Here is a 25941-nt window from a genome sequence, read left to right on the forward strand (position 1 = left end):
AAAAAGCCCGATCACAACATGATCGGGCTTTTTGCATGATGCCGTCATGGACGGCAACGCATGGCTTTACTGTTGCGGAACGACCTGCTCTTCCTCGAAGCGGAATTCTTCCAGTTCGGGAGCGCTGCCCTGGGAAATCTCGGGCGAATCGAAGCCGCTGGCCAGCATGCCGAACAACAGCGGGATCATGAAGGGCGGGACTTCATCGCCGTTGATGACCAGGCTGCCGTTCTCGAAGGTAATGTAGCCGGTGTATTTGCCGTCGTCGGTCAACGTCAGGGCGCCCTCCTCGACCAGGCTTTCCATGGTGGCCGGCAGCGTGGCTTCCACGTGTTCCTTGGCGGTATCAGCAGGCATGCCGTCGATCATCAGGAAGCGCTGATAGCTCTCGGCCACCATGTTCTTGTCCAGCGTCAGCGTTGCGTGAACGCGCTTGATGATTTCCGGGCCAGGCTGGTTCAGCTTGGCAGGCGCAGCCGTGTCCACAGCCAGGTCCAGCGTGGATTTGCCTGCGGTATTGGTGGTGTCCAGCGTGACGAGCAATTGCGGCGCCTGGCTGAGCAAGCCGATCAGGTTGTCCTGGATGCCAGGCATGGCCAGGATTTGGCTCGGGTCGCTGATGGTACGCAGCTTGCCACTTTCCATCAGGTCTTCGTAGGCCTTGTAGAGGCCTTGCAGGGCAGCGCCGTCCAGGCGGTTGAGACGAGCGTCCAGCACCACGTCGCCGAAGTCCTGCTGGCCGATGTTGATGCCGTTGACGGAATAGACGGCATTGGCGTTGAAGGCGGTCTTGCCTTCTTCGGCAACACCGGAAGTCACGCCGATGCGCTTGATCGAGATCTTGCGGTCAGAGTTGTTGTCGATATTGTCGATGAGGAAGTCGTCGATCGACAGGGAGCTGGTGCCCACGCCGATGTCAAAGGCGCTGCGCTCGGTCTTGGCAACGAAGTCCATTTTGCCGAACGACAGGCGGAAGGGGTTCTCGCTTTCGAGATCATTGACGGTCAGGCCAGCGCTGCCGCCCTTGGCATCCCATTCCTGGCCGTCGGTCGAGGCCGTGCCTTCGAGGTTGAGGCCAGCGAAGTCAATCGAGACTTCTTCGGTACTGTGCTTGGCCGGGGAGATCTTCCAGTCGAAGGCGATGGTCTGGCCGAAACCGATGCGGGTGTAGCCGATGAACGGTTCCTTGTCGCCGAAGAATGCCTTGGCCTTGGCGGCGTTGGGATCATTGGCATCCACGGTGGTTTTGCTGAAGGCCAGCGCCGGCGCGAACATGCCGTGGCTCAGGGCCGCCCAGGGCAGCGGGCCGTGGCTGATGGCGTCGTGCAGGACCAGAGAACCTTCTTCGCCACGAATGCCGACGCGGTAGCGCGCTTCGCTGGAGAAGATGCCACGTTCGTAGCTGACCTTCTCGAGGTAGGGCGGCGTGTCGATGCCATTGAGCGCAAACTCCGATGCCAGGCGGCTATTCAGGCGCGTGATCTGGGTATCCACCATCTTTTCGATCTTGGTGCCGAGATACCAGGAGCTGCCGACATAGGCGACAGCCAGTACGCCGACAACGGCGATGGCAATGGGGGTTTTCTTCATGGTCGAAGGGATTCCTAGTTGCGAGGTTTGATGACTGGGTGGCTGTCAGGCGGCTGCCGGTGATGTCTTGCGCTCGTAAACGACAAAGTCGTATTCATAGCCATTTTCAGTTTGCCGTTCACTGCGAGATGTTTCCATCCACTCATCCCCAGGCAGTTGAGGAAAGTAGGCATCGCCTTCGATGCTGGCATGAACTTCTGTGGCGACAACGCGTCGGGCAAGGGGCAGGGCTAACCGATAGATTTGTGCGCCGCCGATGATATAGGGCGATGCCTCGGCAGTGCAAGCCGCCAGGGCCGCTTCTAGTGACGGATAGACGCTGGCGCCGGCCGCTTCGTAACAAGAGTTACGGCTTATCACAATATTCAGCCTGCCGGGCAGGGGCCGCCCCAGGGATTCCCAGGTATTGCGTCCCATGATGACCGGGTGGCCCAGCGTGGAACGCTTGAAGTGCGCCAGGTCGCCCGGTAGCCGCCACGGCAGTGTGTTGTCGTGGCCTATTACACGATTGGCGGCATAGGCGACGATCAGATCGGGGGCAGCGAGCTTGGCGGACATCAGTACGTCTCGTTGGGGTAGTGGAAGGGCGCGGTGCTGGGCGGATGTGGCTGGTGGGCAGCATGTGCTGCCCGCCAGCGCTGCGAAGGCAGGAGCGCCGTGCTCAGACGGCAACGGCGCCCTTGATGTGCGGGTGGCTCTGGTAATCGACGATGCTGAAGTCTTCCAGCGCATAGTCGAACAGGCTATCGGGCTTGCGCAGGATTTCCAGGCGCGGGTACGGGTAGGGTTCGCGCGACAGTTGCAGCGCGACCTGCTCTTCGTGATTACTGTAGATATGGCAATCGCCGCCAGTCCAGATGAAATCTCCGGGTTGCAGGCCGGTCTGCTGGGCCACCATATGGGTGAGTAGCGCGTAGCTGGCGATATTGAACGGCACGCCCAGGAAAATATCCGCGCTGCGCTGGTAAAGCTGGCAAGACAGGCGTCCGTCGGCGACATAGAACTGGAACAGTGCGTGGCAGGGCGGCAGCGCCATGTTCTGGATTTCCGCGACGTTCCAGGCAGAGACGATCATGCGCCGTGAATCGGGCGTGGAACGGATTTGCTCGAGCACCTGGCTGATCTGGTCGATGTGGCCGCCGTCCGGCGTGGGCCAAGAACGCCACTGTACGCCGTAGATCGGGCCGAGGTTGCCATCGGCGTCGGCCCATTCATTCCAGATGCTGACCCCACGTTCTTGCAGCCAGCGGACATTGTTGTCGCCGCGCAGGAACCAGAGCAGCTCAAGAATGATGCTCTTGGTGTGAAGCTTCTTGGTGGTGATCAGGGGAAAGCCCTGCGACAGGTCGAAGCGCATCTGATAGCCGAAGACCGAACGCGTGCCGGTACCGGTACGATCGGTTTTGATCGTGCCATTTTCATGGACGTGGCGCAGGAAGTCTTCGTACTGGCGCATGATCTCAATTGTCCTCGGGATGGGTTTCGACGATATCCAGCGACCAGCTCAATTCGGCGGTCTTGCCAAGCATGGCGGAGGCCGAGCAATACTTGTCATGTGACAGGCTGACGGCACGCTCCACCGCTGTGCGCGGCAAATTGCGGCCGGTCACGGTGAAATGGAAGTTGATGCGGGTGAACACCTTGGGGTCGGTGTCAGCGCGGTCGGCCTGCAGCGCAACCCGGCAGCCGCTGATGGCATGGCGGCCCCGCTTGAGAATCAGCACGACGTCATAGGATGCGCAGCCGCCGGCACCCGCCAGCAGCAGCTCCATGGGACGCGGAGCCAGATTGTTGCCGCCGCCTTCGGGCGCGCCATCCATGGTGGTGACGTGGCCGCTACCCGTGCGCGCCACAAAAAGCATGCCGTCGGGGCCGCCCCAGTCGATGGTGCATTCCATGATGATGAACCTTGTCAGCGAGTGTGGTGTGATGGCGACATCATAACCTTGGGGCGATGTCTGGTATAGATACGGATCTTGATGCAACGCGCAAGCCGGGAAAACCCGGCAGGGATGTTGACTGGAAAGTGAGTGGCCCGGATGCTGCAATTCACGTCCGGGAAAGCACCGGTGCGGGTTTTCAGGGTTATCCCTCTTGTGGTTTCGGCGTGGGACACAAAATTTTTTTCGAGGAAAAATGCTGCATTGCAGCGAATTTTGGAAATAAGCTTTTGCAATCAAACGTTAGTGGGCTGGATAGAGTTCTTGCGTTGCACCAAAAACTGTTTTAATATTCAACCCATGGATGCCACAGATGAAGCGGCGCGGTGAAAACCCCGGTTCATTCAGGGCAGGTGCTACAGGGAAAGTCCCTAGTGCTTGCAAGGCCTGAAAGGCATGCCACGGTTGTCTCCTCCACCCTCCTCCTTTGGTGGATTTGGCCCGAGATTGCAAAATCTCGGGCCTTTTTTTTGTTTTTTCAGCGCAGGGCATATCACTTATGGCCGCTCAGCGCTGACCCGGGCCCGGCCTGGTTGCAATCAGGCCGGGGTGCGGCAGGGGCAGGCTTACATGCGTTTGCCAAAAACCGGCCGAATAGCGGCTTTTTTGCTCATATTGATGATGTATGCCCTGGACAGGCGCAGTAGAATGAGCCGCCATCGTCACTCCTCATCAAGGGGGGATGACTTTGATACGCTGGCGCCGGAAGGCGTCTGCGGACATGGGCTTCTGTGTCTATTTGTGCGTGATGTTGCGCAAATGCAACTTCGCGGGAACCAGTTTGCGGCATTACCTTCAAATGTTGCTCTGGGTGCTTATCGGGGGACTGTGTGACCTGGCTATCCATTTGTGTCGTGGCATTCGTGGTCGGAGGGCTGATCGTAGCTTCCGAGCGCTGGCATGGCGCATTTACCGGTGATGCGGATCTCAACAAGCCGCAAGCTTCCCACAGCCGTGCCACGCCGCGGGTTGGCGGCCTGGCGGTGCTGGCAGGTTCTTTGGCGGGTCTGCTGGTGTTGGGGCCGGGCAACATGACCTTAGGCTGGCTCTGGCCGGCGCTGTTTGTCTCCGCGTTGCCGGTTTTTGTCGCCGGCCTGCTGGAAGACATCACCAAGGATATCGGCGCCAGCAAGCGCTTGCTGGCAGCGTTTCTGTCGGCGGCCATCGCCTGGTGGCTGCTGGGCGGCGTCAGCCGCGTCGGTATCGGCTGGGCCGACGTCATTCTTTCTTATTGGCCGGTATCGCTGGTGTTCACCATGTTTGCCGTCGGGGGCTGCACGCATGCGCTCAATATCGTCGACGGCATGAACGGCTTGGCAGGCATGGTCGCGACACTGATCGCAGTGTCGCTGGCACTGGTGGCGCTGCAGGTGGGCGATATGCCCATTTCGATGATCGCGGCGGCGCTGGCTTCCGCCACGCTGGGCTTTCTGGTCTGGAATTTCCCGTTCGGCCGAGTCTTCCTGGGGGATGGCGGCGCCTATTTCCTGGGTTTCATGCTGGCCGAATTGGCCGTCCTGCTGGTGGTTCGCAATCCGTCCGTGTCGCCGTTCTATGCGCTGGCCGTGTTGTTCTATCCCATTTTCGAGACAATTTTCTCGATCTGGCGCCGCCGCTTCAAGCGCGGCGTCCCGGTGGACCAGCCGGATGCCCTGCACTTGCACCAGCTGGTGTTCCGCAGGCTGGTGCGCTCCACCTTTAGCCGGCACCGTCGCCAGGAAGTGCCGGCTTTTTGCAACGCCATGACTTCACCCTATCTGTGGGTGCTGACACTGGTGGTGCTGGCGCCTGCCACGCTCTGGTGGGATAACGCCTGGGCCTTGTGCGGCGGGATGCTGGCATTTGCGGGTGCGTATATCTGGCTGTATTCCCGCCTGGTGTCCTGGCGCCGTCCGCGCTGGCTGCTGTTGCCCTCGGCTTCGCGCCAGCGGCGTTGAATCACATATTGAAAAGCTTGCCGCATGCGCGGCAGGGAGGATGATCTTGGTACTGAATGAAGTGAAGTTGGCCGTTGTCGGCCTGGGTTACGTTGGTCTGCCGCTGGCCGTCGAATTCGGCAAGAAGCGCCCGGTCATTGGTTTTGATATCAATGCGGCGCGCATTGCCGAACTGAAGCAGGGCAAGGACCACACGCTGGAAGTCAGCGATGCGGAACTGGCCGAGGCTGCCCAGCTGCGTTTTTCCGCTGATAAGTCGGAACTGGCCCAGGCCAACGTCTACATCGTGACGGTGCCGACGCCGATCGACGATTACAAGCGCCCGGACCTGACGCCGCTGATCAAGGCGAGCGAAACGATAGGCGGGGTGCTCAAGCGCGGCGATATCGTGATCTATGAATCGACGGTCTATCCTGGCGCGACGGAAGAAGACTGCGTGCCGGTGCTGGAACGGGTATCGGGCCTGAAGTTCGGCACGGACTTCCATGCCGGTTACAGCCCTGAGCGCATCAACCCGGGTGATAAACAGCACCGTGTCAGCACCATCAAGAAAGTGACCTCCGGCTCGAACCCGGAAGTGGCGGAGCTGGTGGACCAGCTGTATGGCTCGATCATCGTGGCGGGCACGCACAAGGCGCCGAGCATCCGCGTGGCGGAAGCGGCCAAGGTCATCGAAAACACGCAGCGCGACGTGAACATCGCGCTGATCAACGAACTGGCGCTGATCTTCAACCGCATGGGTATTGATACCGAAGCGGTGCTGCAGGCGGCGGGCACGAAGTGGAATTTCCTGCCGTTCCGTCCGGGCCTGGTGGGCGGCCACTGCATAGGCGTGGACCCTTACTACCTGACGCACAAGGCGCAGGCCATCGGCTATCACCCGGAAATCATCCTGGCTGGCCGTCGCCTGAACGACGACATGGGCCGCTATGTGGTGTCGCAACTGGTCAAGGCGATGATGAAGCGCCGCATCCAGGTGCAGGGTGCACGCGTACTGATCATGGGCCTGACCTTCAAGGAAAACTGCCCGGACCTGCGCAACACGCGCGTGGTGGACATCGTCAAGGAACTCAAGGACTACAACGTCGACGTGGACGTGTACGATCCCTGGGTGGACCCGGCCGAAGCGCAGCACGAATACGGCATCACGCCGGTGGCGCAGCCGGCTGCCGGCGAATACGATGGCATCATCCTGGCCGTGTCGCATCACCAGTTCGTGGAAATGGGCGCCGCCGCCATCCGCAAGCTGGGCAAGCCCGAACATGTTCTGTATGACTTGAAGTACGTGTTGTCCGCGGACGACTCCGATCTTCGCTTGTAAGAGGTATTCATGACCCGTTTCGAATCCGTACAGGCAGCGCTGAAGCAGTCGCCCCGTACCTGGCTGGTGACCGGCTCTGCCGGCTTCATTGGTTCCAACCTGCTGGAAAAACTCCTGAAGCTCGACCAGACCGTGGTCGGGCTGGACAACTTTTCCACTGGCTACCAACGCAACCTGGACGAAGTCCAATCACGCGTGACGCCGGAACAGTGGGCACGTTTCCAGTTCATTGAGGGCGATATCCGCGACCTCGAAACCTGCCAGCGCGCCATGGCTGGCGTCAACCACGTCCTGCACCAGGCTGCCCTGGGCTCGGTGCCGCGTTCGTTGGTTGACCCGGCAACGACCAATGCGGTGAATATCTCGGGTTTCCTGAATATGCTGATCGCAGCCAAGGAAGCGGGCGTGGCCAGCTTCGTCTACGCGGCTTCCAGCTCAACCTACGGCGACCATCCGGGCTTGCCGAAGGTTGAAGACCTGATCGGGCGCCCCTTGTCGCCCTACGCGGTGACCAAGTACGTCAATGAGCTGTACGCCGATGTCTTTGGCCGCGCCTATGGCGTGAAGAGCGTGGGCCTGCGTTATTTCAACGTCTTCGGCCCGCGCCAGGATCCGGACGGCGCCTATGCCGCAGTGATTCCGAAGTGGGTGGCCTCGATGATCCGCGACGAAGATCTGTTCATCAACGGCGACGGTGAAACCAGCCGCGATTTCTGTTTTGTGGACAATGCGGTCCAGGCCAACATCCTGGCGGCGGTCGCCGAAGGTGACAGCCTGAACCAGGTCTACAACGTGGCCGTCAATGCACGGACCTCGCTTAACGAACTGGTGGAAATCCTGCGCGGTGCGCTGCAGCGCAATGGCGTGGAATACACCAAGGCGCCGGTGCACCGGGATTTCCGTGCGGGCGACGTGCGGCATTCACAGGCAGATATCGGCAAGGCGCAGCGCCTGCTGGGCTACGAGCCCACGGCAACCATCCGCGAAGGCGTGGAGCTTGCCATGCCCTGGTACATCGGCTTTCTCAGCTGATCCAGGCGCGGTAGCGGGGAATCCCCATTTTGCCTCGGCTCCGTCATCGCTTGCACCCGGATCATCTCCGGGTGCTCAAAGGCGCCTCCCGGGTAGCGTTCTTTCTGCTCCTGGGCAAGGCCATGGGCGCCTTCAAGGAAATGGCCGTCGCCTATCGCTATGGCGTCAGCGCGGCAGTCGATGCCTATCAGTTCACCATGACCATGGCGACATGGCTGCCGGTGACACTCGTGGGCGTGCTGTCCGTCGTCCTGATTCCCGTACTGGTGCAGGGCAGGCGAGGTAGTCTGGAAGAGCGGCGCCTGTTTATCCGGGAAATGTCGGGTTGGGGCGCCATGCTGGGCCTGATTCTGGCGGCGTTGACCTGGGTGCTGTGGCCCTGGGTGATGTCAGTGGCGGGGCAGGGGCTGTCGGCGTCGACGCGGGCGCTTTCCGAAGATTTGATCGTGGGTTTTGCCCCCATTGCTGCGCTGACGGTCTGGTCAGGCCTGAGCGCGGCGCGCCTGCGGGCCTACGAACGGCACGTCAACACCCTGCTGGATGGCGTTCCTGCCATGCTGCTGCTGGCGTGCGTGCTCATACTGGCACCGGCTGTCGATGACGTGCGCCCTCTGATGTGGGGCTCGTTGCTGGGTTTCATCCTGCAGGCCGTTTGGCTGTCCTGGCTGGCGACGCGTGCGGATGGCGTCCGGGCCTTGCCCTTGCTGGGGCGCTCCTCGCCGCGCTGGCATGGCATCATGGAGGCGGCTGGCGTGATGCTGGTCGGCCAGGTGGCGATGAGCTTCGTCGGTCCGATAGACCAGTACACGGCGGCCAACCTGGGGCAGAATGCCAATGCCACCCTGGGCTATGCCGCCCGGCTGCTGGCCTTGATATTGGGCATAGGCGCGGTTTCCGTGGGGCGTGCGGCGCTGCCGGTGCTGGCGGATATCCAGAACCGGGGCGACGGCGCGCAAGCCCGGACGATGGCGCTGAAATGGTCCCTGGCCATGATCGCCGCCGGCCTGGTGGCCGTGCTGCTGGGCTGGCTGCTGGCTCCCTGGGGAGTGCGCCTGTTGTTCGAGCGCGGCGCGTTTACCGCCGAAGACACTGTTATCGTGACGGAAGTCTTCCGCTGGGGCCTGCTGCAGCTGCCATTCTATTTTGGCGTGCTGGTCCTGGTGCAGCTCCTGGCCAGCCAGCGCCGCTATCGCATCATGGCGGCCATTGCCGTTGCCAATTTTGCGGTCAAGGCGGTGATGAATACCGTGCTGGCGCCAGTCATGGGAGTGGCCGGCATCATGCTGGCCACGGTCATGATGTATGCCAGTTCCTTTACCTGTTATGCCATAGTCGCCTGGCGTAGCTCTCCGTCCTCAGGGACGGCAGGGCAGGCCGGGCCGCCACGGAGTCGTCCATGAACCGGAACGCGAACGATACGCTGACGGCGGGCGGCGCGAGCCAAGCGCGTCGCCTGCTGATCTTCATTCATTCCCTGCGCGGCGGTGGCGCCGAACGGGTTGCCGCCGACCTTGCCGCCCAATGGGCCCGGCGCGGCTGGCAGGTGACGGTCGTTACCCAGACCGATACCGTGGATGACGCCTATCCGCTGCAGTTGGGCGTCAGGCGCGAAGTCCTGGGAACGGCAGGCATGAGCGGCGGCGGCTGGAACGGCATGGTGGCCAACGTGCGCCGCCTGCGCCGCCTGCGCCGCCTGTTGCAAGACCGCAAGCCGGACATCGTGCTGGGCATGATGCGCACTTCTTCCATTCTCGCGATCCTGGCTGCTCGTGGCCTGCCGTGCCGGGTCGTGGCAACCGAGCATACGCATCCGCCGGCTCAGCCCATCAGCCGCTTCTGGCGCTGGCTGCGGCGGCGCAGCTATCCCCAGGCCAGCCGGGTGGTGGCCTTGACCCGCACCACGGCGAATTGGCTGGAAGGCAATATTCCCGGCACCCGGACTGCCGTCATCCCCAACCCGGTGCAATGGCCGCTGACAGATATGTCGCCCTGGGTGGAGCCGCCTGCTGCCGGGCGCAAGGTCCTGCTGGCCGTGGGGCGCCTGCACTACCTGAAAGGTTTTGATCTCCTGCTGGAGGCGTTTGCGCGTGTGGCAGTCCGGCACCCTGATTGGGACCTCTGGATCGCAGGCGAAGGTTCCGAGCGCACGGCGCTGGATCTGGCCATCGAGAAGCATGGCTTGCAGGGCCGGGTACAACTGCCCGGCCGGGTCGGCAATATCGGCGACTGGTACCAGCGTGCCGATCTCTATGTGCTGAGTTCGCGCGTGGAGGGCCTGTCCAACACGCTGCTGGAGGCCATGGCCAGCGGCTGCCCGGTCGTGGCATGCGATTGCGACACGGGGCCGCGTGAAATTATCGAGAACGATGTCGATGGCGTACTGGTGCAGCCTGCGGGCGACAGCGCCGCCCTGGCGGCCGCGCTCGATACCCTGATGCCGGATGAGGCGCGCCGGGCGCGGTTGGCCCAGGCGGGCCTGGCGGTGCGCGAGCGCTTCTCCGTGGAAAGCGTGTTGGGTCGTTGGGAACACCTGTTCGAAGAGATCAGCGCCGAGCCGCTGCGGCCGCCACGATGAAAATCCTGTTTCTGCTGAGTTCCATGCATGGCGGCGGTGCCGAGCGTGTCGCGGCCACGCTGGCCAATGCCTGGGCCGCCAGGGGCGATGATGTCGTTCTGATGCCAACCTATTCCGGGCGCGGCGAATGTGTGTATGAAGTAGCCGGCAATGTGCGCATGGTCTGGCTGGCGGATTTGCGCGGTGCGTCCAGCGGACCGCTGCGCAGCCTGAAGCGCCTGTGCGCGTTGCGGCGTTTCATCCGCCGCGAGCGGCCGGATGTCATTGTGTCTTTCCTGACCAACGTCAACATAGCCGCCGTCCTGGCCAATTTTGGCCGGCGGATTCCGCTGATTGTGTGCGAGCGCACGCATCCCGCTGCCGGACACAATATCGGCAAGATGCTGGCGCGGGCGCGGCGCTGGTGCTACCCGCGTGCCAGTGCCGTTGCGGTGCAGACCGAGGCGGCGGCGCAGTGGGTGCGCGACAGCCTGCCCGGCGTGCGGCGCCTGGCCATCATGCCGAACCCCTTGCCGGACGCGTTGTTGCGTCGTCCGTTGCCCCTGCATCCTGAAACCCGCACAACGGAAGTGCATACCCTGATGGCCATGGGCCGCCTGACTCGCGCCAAGCGTTTCGATCTCCTGATCGACGCCTTCGCACGGCTGGCGCCGCGCTATCCGGACTGGCGTTTGCGTATCTGGGGCGAAGGGCCGTTGCGGCCTGCGCTGCAGGAGCAGGTGGAGCGCCTGGGTCTGGCAGCGCGTGTCGAACTGGCCGGGCGTACGGCACAGCCCTGGGATGCTCTCGCCGATGGCGATGCCTTCGTCCTCAGTTCGGAGGTGGAAGGTTTCCCCAATGCCCTGCTGGAAGCCATGGCGCTGGGCTTGCCCTGTGTCGCCTTTGATTGCCCGGCAGGGCCTGCGGAAATGACGCGGCAGGGCGAAGATGGGCTGCTGGTGCCGGCGGGCGATGAAGTCGCGTTGGAAGAGGCGCTGGCACGCGTCATGGCGGATGCCGCGCTCAGGGATGAGCTGGGCCTGCGCGGCGCGCGCCAGGTGCGCGAACGCTACAGCCTGGAGGCGGTGCTGTCCCGCTGGGATGCGCTGTTCGCCGAGCTGGGTGTCGTGGCGCAACCCTAGGGGCGCAGGCGTCCGCATGCAGCCAGTCGGACGACAAGGAGTGAAATCAATGAGTGAACGAAGCGAAGGCGCGACAGTGCATGGCGCCGCTGCAGATGGAAAATTGCGTGTCACGCACATCATCGGCGGCCTGGGCCAGGGCGGCGCCGAAGCGGTACTGTTGCGCCTGGTGGCGGCCAGTGCGTCGCGTTGCCAGCATACCGTGATCTCCCTGTCCGATGAGGGTGTCTATGGCGCGCCCTTGCGTGAGGCCGGCGCCGAGGTGATCGCGCTGGGTGCATCGCGTGGCGGCGGCATGTGGCGAGCTTTCCGGCAATTGCGCCAGCTGTTGCGCAACCTGCGCCCGGATGCGGTGCAGACCTGGATGTATCACGGCAATGTCATCGGTGGCCTGGCGGCACGCAGCGTGGGCCTGAACAATGTTGCCTGGGGCATACGCAACGCGGGCGTCAGCCTGGAAAAAAGCAGCCGCCTGGCGCGCCTGACATTCCGGCTGGGCGCGTGGTGCTCGGGCTGGTTGCCGCGCTTGATCGTATGTTGCGCGCAGGATGCACGCGTGCGCCATGAACAGGCGGGATATGTCGCTGAAAAGCTGGTGACCGTCCCCAACGGTTACGATCTGGCAAGATTCACGCGTGATCCGGCGGGGCGTGAGCGCCTGCGGCGCGAATGGAAGGTGGACGCGGATACCTGGCTGTTCGGATGCGTGGCTCGCTGGGACCCGCTCAAGGACCACACCAATCTGCTGGAAGCTTTTGCCCGGTTGCGGCGTGACCACCCGGAGGCGCCCTTGCGCTGCGTGCTGGTGGGGCGCGACATGGATGCCGCCAATACCGCGCTGGCGTCGCTGTTGCAACGCCTGCAACTGACGGACAGCGTGATTCTTGCCGGCCCGAGCCAGGATATTCCAGCGGTGATGAGCGCCCTGGATACGCATGTGCTGTCCAGCCTGGCAGAAGGATTTCCCAATGTGGTGGCGGAAGCCATGGCTTGCGGTACGTTGGTGGTAGCCACGGATGTGGGGGATGCCGCCGATATCGTCGGGGACGCAGGCTGGATCGTGCCGGCCAGGGATGCCGATGCGTTGGCTCAGGGCATGGCGCAGGCCTGGCAAACTGATGGCGAAGGGCGGGCGGAGCGCGGGCGTGCCAGTGTGACGGCGCGCTTTGGCCTGGAGCGCATGGCGCAGCGCTATGAAGCGATCTGGGAGGGCCTGCGCGCCCGCCTGGGGCTGTCGGCATTGCGGTGCCAGGCGCTGGGGCAGCCTGTGCCTGCACGGCGGCCGCGCCGCCTGATGTATGTGGTCAATAATCCGGCATTCTTCCTGTCGCACCGCCTGCCGCTGGCGCAGGCCGCACTGGCCAATGGCGACGAAGTGCACCTGGCCACCATGCCCGGGACTAGCGTATCGGAAGTGCTGTCCCATGGGTTGGTGCACCATAGCCTGCCCATGACGCGCAGCGGTGGCAACCCCTTGCAGGAACTCCGCACCCTATGGTCGCTGTGGCGGCTGTTTCTGCGCGTGCGTCCGGACGTTGTTCACCTGGTCACCATCAAGCCCGTGCTGTACGGCGGCATCGCCGCCAGGTTCGCCGGAGTGCCCGGCGTGGTTGCGGCGATTTCCGGCCTGGGTTTCCTGTTTACCGGGCAGGCCTCGCAGCGCAGCTGGATGCGGCGCGTGGCCTTGCAGCTTTATCGCTGGGCGTTGGGCCACCGCAATAGCCGCGTGATCTTCCAGAACGAAGAAGACCGCGACGCCTTGCTGCGGGCGGGAGCCGTGCGGCCGGAACAAGTGGTGATGATCCGAGGTTCCGGTGTCGACCTGGACCGTTACCCAGCCTTGCCTGAACCTCCGGCCCCGGTGCGGGTCGTGATGGCGGCGCGCCTGCTGCGTGATAAGGGGGTAGAGGAATATGTTGCCGCCGCCAGGCAATCGAAGGCAGCGGGGGGGACGGTGCAATGGTTGCTGGCGGGCCAGCCCGATCCAGGCAATCCGGCTTCGGCCACCGAAACCGATGTCGCGGCCTGGCGGGCCGAAGGCGCGGTGGAAGTACTGGGCGAGCGCCACGATATCGCAGCCTTGTATGCGTCGGCACATATCGTGGCCCTGCCGTCCTACCGGGAGGGCTTGCCCAAGTCGCTGGTAGAGGCTGCGGCCTGCGGCCGGGCGGTGGTGACCACCGATGTGGCGGGTTGTCGGGATGCCATTACGCCGGGAGTGACGGGTGTGCTGGTCCCTGTGCGCGACGCCGGTGCGTTGATGCAGGCCGTGCAGGCACTTGCCGCCGATGATGCCCGCCGTCAGGAAATGGGCCGGCAGGGCCGCCTGCTGGCGCAAGCCGAATTCGATATCCGCAAGGTGATCCAGGCGCACTTGGCGATTTATGATGCCGTGTCGCCCCGCCGCCTGGTGACGCCCGCTGCCTAGACGGGCATGGAGGGGGCCCGGCTGCCGGGCCCCATATCCGTACTTACTGAGCCTTGCTGAAGAACAGGCGGTAGATCAGGCCGCCGATGACACCACCGGCCAGTGGCACCAGCCAGAAGACCCACAGTTGCTCTATGGCCCAGGTGCCCTGGAACAGGGCGACGCCGGTGCTGCGTGCGGGGTTCACGGAGGTGTTGCTGACAGGCACGCTGATCAGGTGGATCAGTGTCAGGGCCAGGCCGATGGCCAGCGGCGCGAAGCCGGCGGCAGCGGCCTTGTCCGTAACGCCCATGATGATCAGCAGGAAGAACGCAGTCAGGATCAGCTCAGCGATCACGACGGCCTGCAGCGAGTAGTGGTCGGGTGAATGATCGCCATAGCCGTTGGATGCGAAACCGCTGGCGGTGGCGTCGAAGCCTGCCTTGCCGCTGGCGATCAGGTACAGCGCCGCGCCGGCCAGCAGGCCGCCGATGACCTGGGCGATGATGTAGGGAATGACTTCGCCGCACTTGAAGCGGCCGCCGGCCCAGAGGCCCAGGGTGACGGCGGGGTTGAAGTGGCCGCCGGAAATGTGGCCGACGGCGTAGGCCATGGTCAGCACGGTCAGGCCAAAGGCCAGGGCGACGCCGGCAAAACCGATGCCGAGTTCAGGGTAGGCTGCCGCGAGGATGGCGCTGCCGCAACCACCGAAAACCAGCCAGAAAGTGCCGAAGAGTTCGGCACCCAGACGCTTGAACATAGTTGACTCCTGCAAGGAAGAATATCGAAGAACTTCGATGCAGATGATAGGGATGTGCGTTAGCTGGTGGATGCAGGCAGGTGTCAACGACTGAAAAGAAAAACGCAAAAAATGTCAGGAATTACGCGTAATTTCCTTTAATGCACCATGGGTGGGCGAAATGCGTACGGCAGGCGGCCTGGACCGCCTGCCTGGGGATCAGTGTCCGGTTCGGGCTTGGCGGCGACGCAGGCGAGCAATACCCAGCCCGACCAGCAGCAAGGCGATGATGGCCAGAATGGGCGTGTTGCCGGCGCGGACATAGGGCGTCAGGCCACTGCGGCCCTGGACCGAGCCATACAGGGTGCCGACAGCAGCGGTAGGCAGGCTGGTTTGCACTTGGCCGTGTTCGTCGACGATGGCTGTGGCGCCGGTGTTGGTGGCACGCAGCATGGGCCTGGCGGTTTCCTGGGCGCGCAGGCGCGACATCTGCAGGTGCTGGCGCAGGGCCCAACTGCTGCCGAACCAGCCGAGATTACTGAAGTTCGCCAGCAGCGTGGCGCCGCCGCGTACGGCAGGCAGCAGTTCTTCGCCGAAAACGTCTTCGTAGCAGATATTGGCGGCGACGAACTGGTCGTGCGCCGGAAAGGGCGGCTGGGAAATATCACCGCGATTGAAGTCGCCCAAGGGCATTTCCATCATGTCGACGAACCAGCGGAACCCGGAAGGAATGAACTCCCCGAAGGGTACCAAATGCTGCTTGTCGTAGTGTTCGTCCGGCGTACCGGCATAAAGGGCCTGGAGGTCGGTGCCGCCATGCAGCGCGATGATGCTATTAGTGTAGCGGTCAGGCGGCCCGGAATATAACGGAACGCCCATCAGCACCACGGCATTGTGGCTATCGGCCAGGTCGCGCCATTGCTCCCAGAAGGCCATGGGCAACTGGTGCTGGAACAGCGGGATCATGGTTTCCGGCAGCAATACCAGGTCTGCGCCTTGCTCGCTTTCGAGTGCGGCGGTACTCATCTGCAAGTGGGTTTGCAGCGCATTGACGATATGGATGGGATCGAACTTGATGTCCTGTCCGATATTGCCTTGTACCAGGGCAACGCGCAATGGCTCGCCTTCGGCGACGCTCCAGTCGGTGCGTGCCAGCAGCACGCCTGCCAGGGCGGCGGTCAGCGCCAGCCCCAGCGCCGGCAGGCGCCGCGCAGTGGTCTGGATACCGGTGGGTAGCCAGACCAGCAGGGCGGCGCTGGAAAATGCCGCCCAGAATGCAACGGTGTAGGCACCCCCGAGGATGGCCCAACCAGCATAGGGACCGTCCACTTGTGCGTAGGCGGCATTTAGCCAGGGAAAGCCGGTGAACAACGTGCCGCGCAGCCATTCCGCACCCGTCCAGGCGGCGCTCCAGGCCAGGATCGCGGGCAAGCCGAGGCCTGCAGGTGCGAGCCAGCGCGCAACGAGTGCGGCCAGGCCAAAGTAGAGCGCCATGACCGCTGCCAGTGCGACGACGGCAATGACGGCCAGCGCCGCAGGTATGCCGCCATAGGTATGCAGGCTGATGAAGATCCAGTAGGTGCCCAGCGCGAAAAAGAAAATGCCGAACAGCCAGGCGTCGCGAGCGGCGCGCCATGGGCTTGGGGCAAGCAGCGTGTGTCGCGCCAGCAGACCCAGGCCCAGCCATTGGGCGCCTGGCAGCAACCACGCTGGCAGGGGGCCGGGGGCGAAGGCCAGGGCATAGAGCAGGGCGCCGGCCAGGAGCCAGGGCAGGCGGTTCAGAGGAGCGTCCGGGTGCCGGGAACGGTTCATCGTGGTCAGCAATGGATAATCAGGGTACGGGCAAGCACAGGGCGCGGTGCCATCAGCAGGGTTGCAGCGGATGCCGGCAGCGGTTGGGGCGCGCTGCTGGCAGGAAAGCCTGGCCGGAAGTGTAGCCTGCTGGCGCTGCGCTGACGCACACGAAAACGGCTGCCGGACAGACGTTCGGCAGCCGTGGCGGGTACCGCCGGGCAGGCGCCGGGCGCTGCCTCAGCGTGCTTCCTTGTTTTCGGGGGCGACCGGCGGCGCGGCCTGGCGCGACACGCGCAGCCACAGGGCGCGGCGGGCATCGGCGCGCAGCACCTCGAACAGCAGGTCCCCGTGGCTGTGGCGGTCGCCACGGCGGGGAATGCGGTCCAGTTCGTCGGCCAGCCAGCCGCCGACGGTGTCATAGTCATCGGTAGGCAGGTCGGCATGGAGGGCTTCGTTGAAATCCTCGATTTCCGTCGTGGCCTCGATGCGCCAGGAGCTGGCGCTTTCCGGGAAGATGGTGGGCGTATCGGCATCGAATTCGTCTTCGATATTGCCGACGATTTCTTCCAGCACGTCTTCCATGGTGACCAGGCCGGAGATTCCGCCATGTTCGTCGATGATCAGCGCCAGGTGGCTGCGCTTGTTGCGGAAATCCCGCAGCAGCACGGTCAGGGGCTTGGATTCGGGAATGAAGATGGCCGGGCGCAGCAGGCTGCGCACATCCAGTTCCGGTTCGCGGATCCAGCGCAGCAAGTCCTTGGCCATCAGGATACCGATGATGTTTTCCTTGTCGTCTTCATAGACGGGAAAACGGGAGTGGGTCGTTTCCTGGACAGCGCTCAGCATTGCCGGGATGGGCGTGGCAATGTCCAGCATGTCGATGCGCGAGCGCGGCACCATGACATCACCAGCCGTCAACTCGGAGACTTCCAGCACGCCATTGAGCATGGAAAGCGTGTCGGGGTCCAGCAGCTGGTGTTCTTGTGCGGCGGCGATCAGCGCCTTGACGTCCTCCAGGCTGTCCAGCTCGATATGCTGGCGCGAAAACAGCCTGTGGAACAGGGATTTTGAGGAGGTGGATTTGCGTTCCGAATGGTCGGAACTGGTTGCAGGATAAGGGTCTGACATCGTCCTGAGGACTGATTATGGGAAAACCAGCATAACCCAATAAAAGCGGGGATATGTGGCGATTTAAGGGTAAATACGAGGTAACACTAAAATATTTACCAGAAATTGCAGCTTTGCGCCAGACGCGGCTGGCAGCAGGGACGGCGCCCCGTCAGGGGACGCCGGGCCGTTTTCAGCGCGGTGCGTAGGGATCTGGCAGGCCCATGCGGCCGAGGATACGGGTTTCCAGCGCTTCCATGCGCTCGGCCTCGTCCTCGTCGATATGGTCATAGCCCAGCGCGTGCAAGGCGCCGTGCACGGTCAGGTGGGCGGCGTGGGCCAGGAAGGGCTTGCCTTGTTCCGCCGCCTCGCGGTCCAGCACTTCCAGGCAGATGACGATGTCGCCGTGCGCCGTCCCTTCGGGGTCGGTGCCATATTCGAAGGTCAGCACATTCGTGGCGTAATCGCGCTGGCGAAACTCGAGGTTGAGGGCATGGCCTTCTTCCGCGTCGACAAAGCGCAAGGTCAGGCTGGCGGCCTGGAACTCGGGCGCACCGATTTCGCCAGCGGCGCCAGCGGCAGCGGCTTCCTGCAGGGCCATCTGCAACCAGCGCCGCAGCCGCCAGCGCGGCAGGCGGGATTCAGGAACGGCGTATTGCACGGCCAGGGACAGCGCTGGCGTCGCCGCACGGCTGGGGGAGGGAGTGGCGGAACGCGTCATGGCAGCTTCAGGCGTTTTCCGCGTCATGGCGTTCATAGGCGTCGACGATGCGGGCCACCAGCGGGTGGCGCACGACGTCGCGGCTGGTGAACTGGGTGGTGGCGATGCCCTTGACCTCCGACAGCACACCGACAGCGTGAGCCAGCCCGCTGCGCTGCCCCTTGGGCAGATCGACCTGGCTCGGGTCGCCGGTAATGACGGCCTTGCTGCCGAAACCTATACGCGTCAGGAACATCTTCATCTGTTCCGGCGTTGTGTTCTGGGCTTCATCGAGGATCACGAAGGCATGGTTGAGCGTGCGCCCGCGCATATAGGCCAGCGGTGCAATTTCGATGGTGTGCTTTTCGAACAGGCGCTGCACTTTCTCGAAGCCCATCAGGTCGTAGAGCGCGTCATATAGCGGTCGCAGGTAGGGGTCGACCTTCTGTGTCAGGTCGCCGGGCAGAAAGCCCAGGCGCTCGCCGGCCTCGACGGCAGGACGAGTCAGGATCAGGCGCTGCACGGTATCGCGCTCCAGCGCGTCGATGGCGCAGGCCACGGCCAGCCAGGTCTTGCCTGTTCCTGCCGGGCCGATGCCGAACGTGATGTCGTGCTTGAGGATGTTATCCAGGTATTCGCGCTGGCGCGGCGTGCGCGGGCGCAGGTCGGTGCGCCGGGTGCGCAGTGCGATGCTGCCGCTGGCGTCATCCACCGGGGGCAGGTCGGCCGGGTCGAAGTCCTGGCTGGCGCTGGCGCGGCTGGCACCCAGCTCGACCAGTTCCAGTTGCACGTCATCGACCGTCAGCGCCTGCTGCGCGGCACGCTGGTGCAGGCGCTGCAGCGCCTGGGCGGCGATGCCGGCATCCTTGCCGCTGATGCTGACGCGATTGCCGCGCCGCGAAAGTGTGGCATCCAGACCATTGGCGATCTGCTTCAGGTTCTCGTCCAGCGGGCCCAGCAGGTTGGCCAGGTGCGTGTTGTCGCCTCCCAGAACGATATCGGTGACGGCGTGCTTGGTGTTGTGTTGTTCACTCATTAATGGATTCTGCCATGACTGCAGGCTGGATGTCCGAATCGCGCAGCGCGATGCGGCCACGCAGGGAGTTGGTATTGGCGTGGGTGATGAGTACATCGACCATCTGCCCGATGAGGCGTTGCGGCGCGGGGAAGTTGACGGTACGGTTGTTTTCCGTGCGCGCCATCAGCTCATTCGGATCGCGTCGGGACACGCCTTCGACCAGCACGCGCTGGGTTGTGCCAACCATGGCGGCACTGATGGCGCCAGCCTGTTCGTTGATCAAGGCCTGCAGGCGTTGCAGCCGCTTGAGCTTGACGTCCTGCGGCGTATCGTCGCTGAGGTCGGCGGCCGGGGTGCCGGGACGCCGCGAATAGACGAAGGAAAATGAGGTGTCGAAACCGACGTCGGCGATCAGCTTCATGGTTTTCTCGAAATCTTCTTCGGTCTCGCCAGGGAAGCCGACGATGAAGTCCGACGACAGCGTCAACCCCGGACGGGCGGCGCGCAGCCGGCGCACGATGGACTTGAATTCCAGCGAGGTATAGCCGCGTTTCATGGCCGCCAGCACCCGGTCGCTACCCGCCTGCACCGGGAGGTGCAGGAAGGGCACCAGCTTGGGCAGGTTGCCGTGCGCTGCGATCAGGCGGGGCGTCATTTCCTTGGGGTGCGAGGTGGTGTAGCGGATGCGCTCGATGCCGGGGATTTCGTGCACGTATTCCAGCAGCAGTGCGAAATCGGCGATTTCATCGGTATCGCCCATGGCGCCACGGTAGGCGTTCACGTTCTGCCCCAGCAAGGTGACTTCGCGTACACCCTGGTCGGCCAGGTCGGCGATTTCCACCAGCACGTCATCGAAGGGACGAGAGACCTCTGCGCCGCGCGTATAAGGCACGACGCAGAAGCTACAGTACTTGCTACAGCCTTCCATGATGGAGACGAAGGCGGTCGGGCCGTCGATGCGGGCGGGCGGCATGGAATCGAATTTTTCGATTTCCGGGAAGCTGATGTCCACCTGCGAACGGCCTTCCTCGCGCCGGCGCGCGATCAGGTCAGGCAGGCGATGCAGCGTTTGCGGGCCGAACACGACATCGACATAGGGCGCGCGCGCCACGATGGCGTCGCCTTCCTGGCTGGCGACACAGCCTCCCACGCCGATGATGAGTTCCGGCTTGGTTTGCTTCAGGTGTTTGACGCGGCCCAGGTCGGAAAAGACTTTTTCCTGCGCCTTTTCGCGCACCGAACAGGTATTGAACAGGATGACATCAGCCTGTTCCGGGTCGTCGGTCAGTTCCAGGCCTTCGTTTTCACGCAGAACATCGGCCATCTTGTCCGAGTCGTACTCGTTCATTTGACAGCCGAAGGTGCGGATGTACAGCTTGCGCGTCGAGCCATCCGTGGCAGCGAACTGGGCCAGGGTCTGGGCGGTATCGGGAATGGGAGCAGGCGCGGCCGGCTCGATGCCGGTGCGACGGAGTGTGGTTTCTTTCATGGGCGGTGCCGTGACGGGTGTTTATCCCGGGGGCAAGAGAAAAATGGAGGGTAGCCGGGGATTTTAACTTGCCGGGCAAGGGGTGATTGGCAAGTGTGGCAAAAAGGGGAGTTTTTGCTGTATGAGCCTGCGCCTGTCCAAACCGGCCTTGCTGCGCATCGCGCGGATGATCCGCCGGGCAGAACAGCGCCGGCGTGCCGGTAATGCTTGCGTGGGGGCGCAGGAAAATACCGGTTCCGCCGGGATAGGCTGCGACAGCCTCGGGAAAGGTTGTCGCAGCCAGCCTGGAATCAGGCGGCCTTGGGGCGCCAGCCGAAGCGGGCCAGCGGCATCATGGCGATGATGATGGCCACGACAGCCGTGACGGCAACGTAGTGCGCCGGGGCCAGCGGGTCTTTTTGCAGCCACAGCTGGGTCAGCACCGGGGTGAGGCCGCCGAAGATGGCATAGGCCACGTTATAGGCGAAGCTCAGGCCCGAGAAACGGATGGCCGGCGGGAAGGTATGAGTGGAGGCGATGGGCGTCGTGGCAATGGCGCCGCAGAACAGGCCCATGAGGCCGTACAGCAGGATCAGGCTGGTGGCGTCGATACCCGGCAGGCTAAGGTAGAACCAGTACGAGGTGATGATCAGGCCACCCCAGCTGATGATCATGCTGGCACGAATACTGACGCGGTCGCACAGCCAGCCGAAGAACACGCAGCCCAGCGTGAGCATCAGCGTGGCGACGCAGTTGGCCTGCAGGGCCAGCGGGCGTGGAATTTGATAGCGCGCCTGCAGCAGCGTGGGCGTCATCAGGATCAGTACGACGACAGCGGTCGACAGCGACCACGTCAGGCCCGCGGTGATCATGCAGGCCTTGCGGTGTTCGCGCATCACGGTCTTGACCGGCATTTCAGTCGCCAGCATGCGCTTGGCGGCCAGTTCCTTGAAAATCGGCGTTTCGCCCAGGAAGCGGCGCAGGTAGACCGAGATCAGGCCGAAGATCCCGCCCAGGATGAACGGAATGCGCCAGGCGAATTCATTGACCTCTTCCGGGCTGTAAATGGTGGAAATGGCAATGGACATGATGCTGCCCAGCAGGATGCCGCCAGTGATGCCGGATGTCAGCGCACCAACGCCGAAGCCATAGTGCTGGCGGGGAACGTGTTCGGCAACAAAGACCCATGCACCGGGCATTTCACCGCCGATGGCAGCGCCCTGGAGTACGCGCATCAGCAACAGGATCAGCGGTGCGGCAATGCCGATATCGGCAAAGGTGGGGGTCAGGCCGATAACCAGCGTAGGCAGGGACATCAGGAAGATGGACAGCGCGAACATGCGCTTGCGGCCCAGGCGATCGCCGAAGTGGGCGATGATGATGCCCCCCAGCGGGCGGGCCAGGTAGCCCGCGGCGAAAATGCCCAGCGTTTGCAACTGGGACAGCCATTCCGGCATTTCCGGCGGGAAAAACAGGTGCCCGATGGTGAGGGCGAAGAAGACGAAAATGACGAAGTCGTAGAACTCCAGCGTACCGCCCAGGGCGGACAGCGCGAGTGTTTTGTAGTCTTCCCGGTTAAGGGGGCGTTGGCTTGAATCAGGCGGGTTGGTCGAGGCGGAAGTCATGAAAGGTGCTGCAAGTCTGCATCCGTAGAAATGAAAGGGGGACGCAGCGGGCGTCCCGGGTGTTTTGTGTTGTCGGCGCTGTCGCAATGAGCGACGGTAATGCCATGGGCAACATCGTAGCGTATGGACAATAAATCATTTTCATCTCCAGGACACGGCGTCAACTGGGATGCGCATGCAAAAAAACGCCGCCCCTGGGGGCGGCGTTCCTGTTTTCCTGCGTCTACCGGGGCTCAGCCTTCGATAACGTCCGCAGGATTTTCTTCCTTGACCGGCTTGACCAGGTCTTCGCGCTTGACGCCCAGCCACATGGCGATGGAGGCGGCGACGAACACCGAGGAGTAGATGCCGAACCAGATACCGATGGTCAGGGCCAGCGAGAAGTAGTGCAGCGACGGGCCGCCGAAGAAGAACATGGCCAGCACCATCATCTGCGTCGAACCGTGGGTAATGATGGTCCGCGAGATGGTCTGGGTGATGGCGCTGTTGATGACTTCCTTGACGTCGGACTTGCGCTGTTTGCGGAAGTTTTCGCGGATCCGGTCCATGATGACCACGGATTCGTTGACCGAATAGCCCAGTACGGCCAGGACGCCGGCCAGCACGGGCAGCGAAAACTCCCACTGGAAGAACGCAAAGAAGCCCAGGATGATGACCACGTCGTGCAGGTTGGCGATCACGCCGGCGACGGCGAACTTCCATTCGAAGCGGAAGCCCAGGTACACCATGATGCCCAGCACCACGACCAGCAGGGCCATCAGGCCGTTTTCCACCAGTTCCCGGCCCACCTGCGGGCCGACGAATTCCACGCGCCGCAGTTCGACCGAGGGGTCGGCTGCCTGCAGGGCCGCCAGCACGGTCTCGCTTTGCGTGGCCGAGGTTTGCCCTTCGGACAGCGGCAGGCGGATCATGACGTCACGCGAAGTGCCGAAGTTCTGTACCTGGAAGTCGGTGTAGCCCAGACCGGAGACGGTCTTGCGTACGTCGTCCAGTGGTGCGCTCTGCGTGTAGGCCACCTCCAGCACGGTTCCACCAGTGAACTCGATGGAAAGGTGGAAGCCCTTGGTAACAATGAAGAAGACCGCCGCCACGAAGGTGATCAGACTGATCAGGTTCAGCACCAATGCATGGCGCATGAACGGGATGGTACGGTGTATGCGGAAAAATTCCATGATGCGTCTCAGTCCTTACCGGGTTTCCAGATGGTGCCGATAGATATCTTGGTGGCCTTGCGGTGCAGGTGGCCGTACCAGAGATTGACCAGCGCGCGCACGCCGACCACCGACGAGAACATCGACGTCAGAATGCCCAGGCAGTGCACGACGGCAAAGCCGCGTACCGGGCCCGTGCCGAACGCCAGCAGCGCCAGGCCGACGATCAGCGTGGTCAGGTTGGAGTCCAGGATGGTGCCCCAGGCACGCTCGAAGCCCAGGTTGATGGCCTGTTGCGGCGTGGCTCCGTTGCGCAGTTCTTCACGTATCCGCTCGTTGATCAGCACGTTGGCGTCGATCGCCATGCCCAGCGTCAGCGCGATGGCGGCGATGCCCGGCAGGGTAAGGGTGGCCTGCAGCATGGATAGCAGCGCCAGCAGCAGCAGCACGTTGAACACCAGGCCGATGGTCGAGAAAATGCCGATCAGGTGGTAGTACAGAATGATGAAGACGGCGATGGCCAGGAAACCGTACAGCGTGGCATTGAAGCCTTGCGCGATGTTTTCGGCACCCAGGCTCGGGCCGATGGTGCGCTCTTCGATGATTTCCATCGGCGCGGCCAGCGCGCCGGCGCGCAGCAGCAGCGAAATGTCAGCGGCTTCTTCGGGGCCCATGCTGCCGGAAATCTGTACCTGGCCGCCAGGGATTTCGGTGCGGATTACCGGCGCCGTCACCACTTCGCCCTTGCCTTTCTCGAACAGCAGAATGGCCATGCGCTTGTCGATGTTGTCGCGGGTGATGTCGCGGAAGATACGCGCGCCCTTGGCGTCCAGCGTCAGGTGCACGGCAGGCAGCTGGGTTTGCTGGTCGCGGCCGGGCTGGGCGTCCTGCAGGTTTTCGCCGGTCAGCAGGACCTGGCGGCGTACCAGCAGGGGACGGCCTTCGCGGTCTTCGTAGCGTTCCAGGCCGAAGGGCACGCGGCCGGCAGCCAGGGCCGATTGCGCTGCAGGGGAGTCGTCCACGAGACGGATTTCCAGCGTGGCGGTACGGCCCAGCAGTTCCTTGGCTCGTGCCACGTCCTGTACGCCCGGCAGTTGGACGACGATACGGTCGCCACCTTGCTGCTGGATGATGGGTTCGGCTACGCCCAGTTCGTTGATACGGTTGTGCAGCGTGGTGATGTTCTGGCGCAGCGCATTGGTCTGGACCGCGCTGATGGCCGTCGGACTCAGCACGCCGGTCAGCAGTACCGGATCATTGGGGTTGTCGCTGAATTCGAGGTCGGGCAGGCGGCCGCGCAAGGTTGTCAGGGCGCGGTCGCGGGTAGTCTCGTCGGCAAAACGCAGGGTGACGCTGTGGCCGGTGCGTTCGACGCTGGCCGCGCTGATTTTCTGGTCGCGCAGGATGCTGCGCACATCACCAGCCAGCGAGTCGTAGCGGGCATTGAGCGCGCCGTTCATGTCGACCTGCAGCAGGAAGTGCACGCCGCCTCGCAGGTCCAGGCCCAGGAACATGGGGTGGGCGCCGAGTGCACTCAGCCATTGCGGCGAGGCCGACAGCAGGTTGAGGGCGACGGTATAGGAGGGATTCTCAGGGTCGGGGTTCAGCGTGCGGTCCAGCAGGTCGCGGGCCTGCAGCTGAATATCGGTATTGGCGAAACGGGCGCGTACCGTGCCTATCGTGCCGCTCTGCTCGAAACTGACTCCGGTCGACTCCAGACCGGCGTCCCGCAACACATTTTCCACCCGGGTCAGCGTGCCCTGGTCGACGCGCATCGTGGCCCGTGCGCTGGATATCTGGACGGCGGGAGATTCACCGAAGAAGTTGGGCAGGGTATAGAGCAGGCCAATCACCAGCGCGACGGCGACGGTGATGTACTTCCATATTGGGTAGCGGTTCATTGCCGGTCTGTCTTGAAAAGTCGGATATGGCCCCGGATGGGACCATATCGGCGGGTATGACGCTTACAGGGACTTGATGGTTCCCTTGGGCAGCACGGTGGTGACTGCAGTCTTCTGCAGCAGGATTTCCACCGGCTTGTCGGCCAGTTCAGCCACTTCCACGGCGACGTAGGCGTCGGTCACGCGGGTGACCTTGCCGAGGATGCCCCCGGCGGTCATGACTTCATCGCCCTTGGACAGCGCGGCGACGAGGTTGCGGTGTTCTTTCTGGCGCTTCATCTGCGGACGGATCATCAGGAAATAGAGGATCACGAACATTGCGATGATAGGCAGGAACTGCAGCAGGCTGCTGCCGGCGTCGCCGCCGGGTGCGGCTTGGGCCAGGATCAGGCGGGTGGTGTCGGTTGCGAGCATGAATTCTCCCGTTGATGTTTAGTTATAGGTGTTTGAAAAAGCACCGGCAACATGCCGGCGAGTGGAATTCGAACCGTTTATTGTAGCGGTACGCGAAGACA

The 25941-nt window shown here is 63.2% G+C and carries 22 protein-coding genes and 1 pseudogene; 9 read left to right on the forward strand and 14 right to left on the reverse strand.

The window, feature by feature from the left end:
* Positions 1–66: 66 nt before the first annotated feature.
* The 4 genes from EV679_RS03950 to EV679_RS03965 all read right to left on the reverse strand — a co-directional run bounded on the left by EV679_RS03950 (position 67) and on the right by EV679_RS03965 (position 3488).
* Complete coding sequence (locus EV679_RS03950) at positions 67–1590, reverse strand: YdgA family protein (RefSeq protein WP_068367094.1); 1524 nt, start codon at positions 1588–1590, stop codon at positions 67–69.
* Between the two features lie 45 nt (positions 1591–1635).
* Positions 1636–2148: a dihydrofolate reductase gene (locus tag EV679_RS03955; RefSeq protein WP_130486549.1), complete on the reverse strand. Its 513-nt coding sequence runs from the start codon at positions 2146–2148 to the stop codon at positions 1636–1638.
* A 103-nt stretch (positions 2149–2251) separates the two neighbouring features.
* Positions 2252–3046: a thymidylate synthase gene (locus tag EV679_RS03960; RefSeq protein WP_068367091.1), complete on the reverse strand. Its 795-nt coding sequence runs from the start codon at positions 3044–3046 to the stop codon at positions 2252–2254.
* A gap of 4 nt (positions 3047–3050) precedes the next feature.
* Positions 3051–3488, reverse strand: coding sequence for an OsmC family protein (locus tag EV679_RS03965; protein WP_068367090.1), 438 nt, complete (start codon positions 3486–3488; stop codon positions 3051–3053).
* Between the two features lie 56 nt (positions 3489–3544).
* On the opposite strand from EV679_RS03965, the gene EV679_RS17575 reads away from it, so the two are divergent.
* The 9 genes and pseudogenes from EV679_RS17575 to EV679_RS17995 all read left to right on the forward strand — a co-directional run bounded on the left by EV679_RS17575 (position 3545) and on the right by EV679_RS17995 (position 13944).
* Positions 3545–3820, forward strand: coding sequence for a hypothetical protein (locus tag EV679_RS17575; protein WP_165389948.1), 276 nt, complete (start codon positions 3545–3547; stop codon positions 3818–3820).
* Positions 3821–4360: 540 nt separating this feature from the next.
* Complete coding sequence (locus EV679_RS03970; RefSeq protein ID WP_068367087.1) at positions 4361–5467, forward strand: MraY family glycosyltransferase; 1107 nt, start codon at positions 4361–4363, stop codon at positions 5465–5467.
* Positions 5468–5507: 40 nt separating this feature from the next.
* Positions 5508–6788, forward strand: a complete 1281-nt coding sequence (gene tviB, locus EV679_RS03975; protein WP_130486550.1) for a Vi polysaccharide biosynthesis UDP-N-acetylglucosamine C-6 dehydrogenase TviB — start codon at positions 5508–5510, stop codon at positions 6786–6788.
* A gap of 9 nt (positions 6789–6797) precedes the next feature.
* Positions 6798–7820, forward strand: a complete 1023-nt coding sequence (locus EV679_RS03980; protein ID WP_068367086.1) for an SDR family oxidoreductase — start codon at positions 6798–6800, stop codon at positions 7818–7820.
* Between the two features lie 20 nt (positions 7821–7840).
* A complete protein-coding gene (gene murJ / locus EV679_RS03985) occupies positions 7841–9220 on the forward strand; it encodes a murein biosynthesis integral membrane protein MurJ (protein ID WP_068367079.1) in 1380 nt (459 codons plus the stop codon).
* Positions 9217–10395, forward strand: coding sequence for a glycosyltransferase family 4 protein (locus EV679_RS03990; protein WP_130486551.1), 1179 nt, complete (start codon positions 9217–9219; stop codon positions 10393–10395). The genes murJ and EV679_RS03990 overlap by 4 nt, the downstream gene beginning before the upstream one ends.
* Positions 10392–11516: a glycosyltransferase family 4 protein gene (locus EV679_RS03995; RefSeq protein ID WP_068367073.1), complete on the forward strand. Its 1125-nt coding sequence runs from the start codon at positions 10392–10394 to the stop codon at positions 11514–11516. Before EV679_RS03990 ends, EV679_RS03995 begins: the two co-directional genes overlap by 4 nt.
* A 49-nt stretch (positions 11517–11565) precedes the next feature.
* Positions 11566–12618, forward strand: a pseudogene (locus tag EV679_RS17990) (glycosyltransferase); the annotation flags it as partial.
* A gap of 192 nt (positions 12619–12810) precedes the next feature.
* Positions 12811–13944 (forward strand): glycosyltransferase family 4 protein, encoded by a 1134-nt coding sequence (locus EV679_RS17995; protein ID WP_068367771.1) that lies wholly within the window; start codon positions 12811–12813, stop codon positions 13942–13944.
* 43 nt (positions 13945–13987) lie between these two features.
* Here EV679_RS17995 and aqpZ read toward each other — a convergent pair whose 3' ends face one another.
* From aqpZ to yajC, 10 genes are all read right to left on the reverse strand, one after another.
* Entirely contained in the window at positions 13988–14698 is a 711-nt protein-coding gene (aqpZ, locus tag EV679_RS04005; RefSeq protein ID WP_257740045.1) for an aquaporin Z, read from the reverse strand.
* A gap of 183 nt (positions 14699–14881) precedes the next feature.
* Positions 14882–16474 (reverse strand): apolipoprotein N-acyltransferase, encoded by a 1593-nt coding sequence (gene lnt / locus EV679_RS04010; protein WP_130486553.1) that lies wholly within the window; start codon positions 16472–16474, stop codon positions 14882–14884.
* A 219-nt stretch (positions 16475–16693) separates the two neighbouring features.
* Positions 16694–17584 carry an HlyC/CorC family transporter gene (locus tag EV679_RS04015; RefSeq protein WP_068367069.1) on the reverse strand — a complete coding sequence of 297 codons (891 nt, stop codon included), beginning with the start codon at positions 17582–17584 and terminating at the stop codon, positions 16694–16696.
* 172 nt (positions 17585–17756) lie between these two features.
* The gene (gene ybeY, locus EV679_RS04020; protein WP_068367065.1) at positions 17757–18284 is read right to left on the reverse strand and encodes an rRNA maturation RNase YbeY; all 528 of its coding nucleotides are present in this window, start codon (positions 18282–18284) and stop codon (positions 17757–17759) included.
* A gap of 7 nt (positions 18285–18291) precedes the next feature.
* Positions 18292–19299 (reverse strand): PhoH family protein, encoded by a 1008-nt coding sequence (locus EV679_RS04025; protein WP_130486554.1) that lies wholly within the window; start codon positions 19297–19299, stop codon positions 18292–18294.
* Positions 19292–20770 (reverse strand): tRNA (N6-isopentenyl adenosine(37)-C2)-methylthiotransferase MiaB, encoded by a 1479-nt coding sequence (gene miaB, locus EV679_RS04030; protein ID WP_068367061.1) that lies wholly within the window; start codon positions 20768–20770, stop codon positions 19292–19294. The genes EV679_RS04025 and miaB overlap by 8 nt, the downstream gene beginning before the upstream one ends.
* A gap of 290 nt (positions 20771–21060) precedes the next feature.
* Entirely contained in the window at positions 21061–22374 is a 1314-nt protein-coding gene (locus EV679_RS04035) for an MFS transporter (RefSeq protein WP_130486555.1), read from the reverse strand.
* 233 nt (positions 22375–22607) lie between these two features.
* Positions 22608–23546 (reverse strand): protein translocase subunit SecF, encoded by a 939-nt coding sequence (secF, locus tag EV679_RS04040; RefSeq protein ID WP_068367055.1) that lies wholly within the window; start codon positions 23544–23546, stop codon positions 22608–22610.
* A gap of 8 nt (positions 23547–23554) precedes the next feature.
* On the reverse strand, positions 23555–25426 hold the full coding sequence (gene secD / locus EV679_RS04045) for a protein translocase subunit SecD (RefSeq protein ID WP_130486556.1): 1872 nt from the start codon (positions 25424–25426) through the stop codon (positions 23555–23557).
* 63 nt (positions 25427–25489) lie between these two features.
* Complete coding sequence (gene yajC / locus EV679_RS04050; RefSeq protein ID WP_068367051.1) at positions 25490–25840, reverse strand: preprotein translocase subunit YajC; 351 nt, start codon at positions 25838–25840, stop codon at positions 25490–25492.
* Between the last annotated feature and the right edge of the window lie 101 nt (positions 25841–25941).

The organism is Kerstersia gyiorum (genome assembly GCF_004216755.1).
GTDB lineage: Bacteria > Pseudomonadota > Gammaproteobacteria > Burkholderiales > Burkholderiaceae_B > Kerstersia > Kerstersia gyiorum.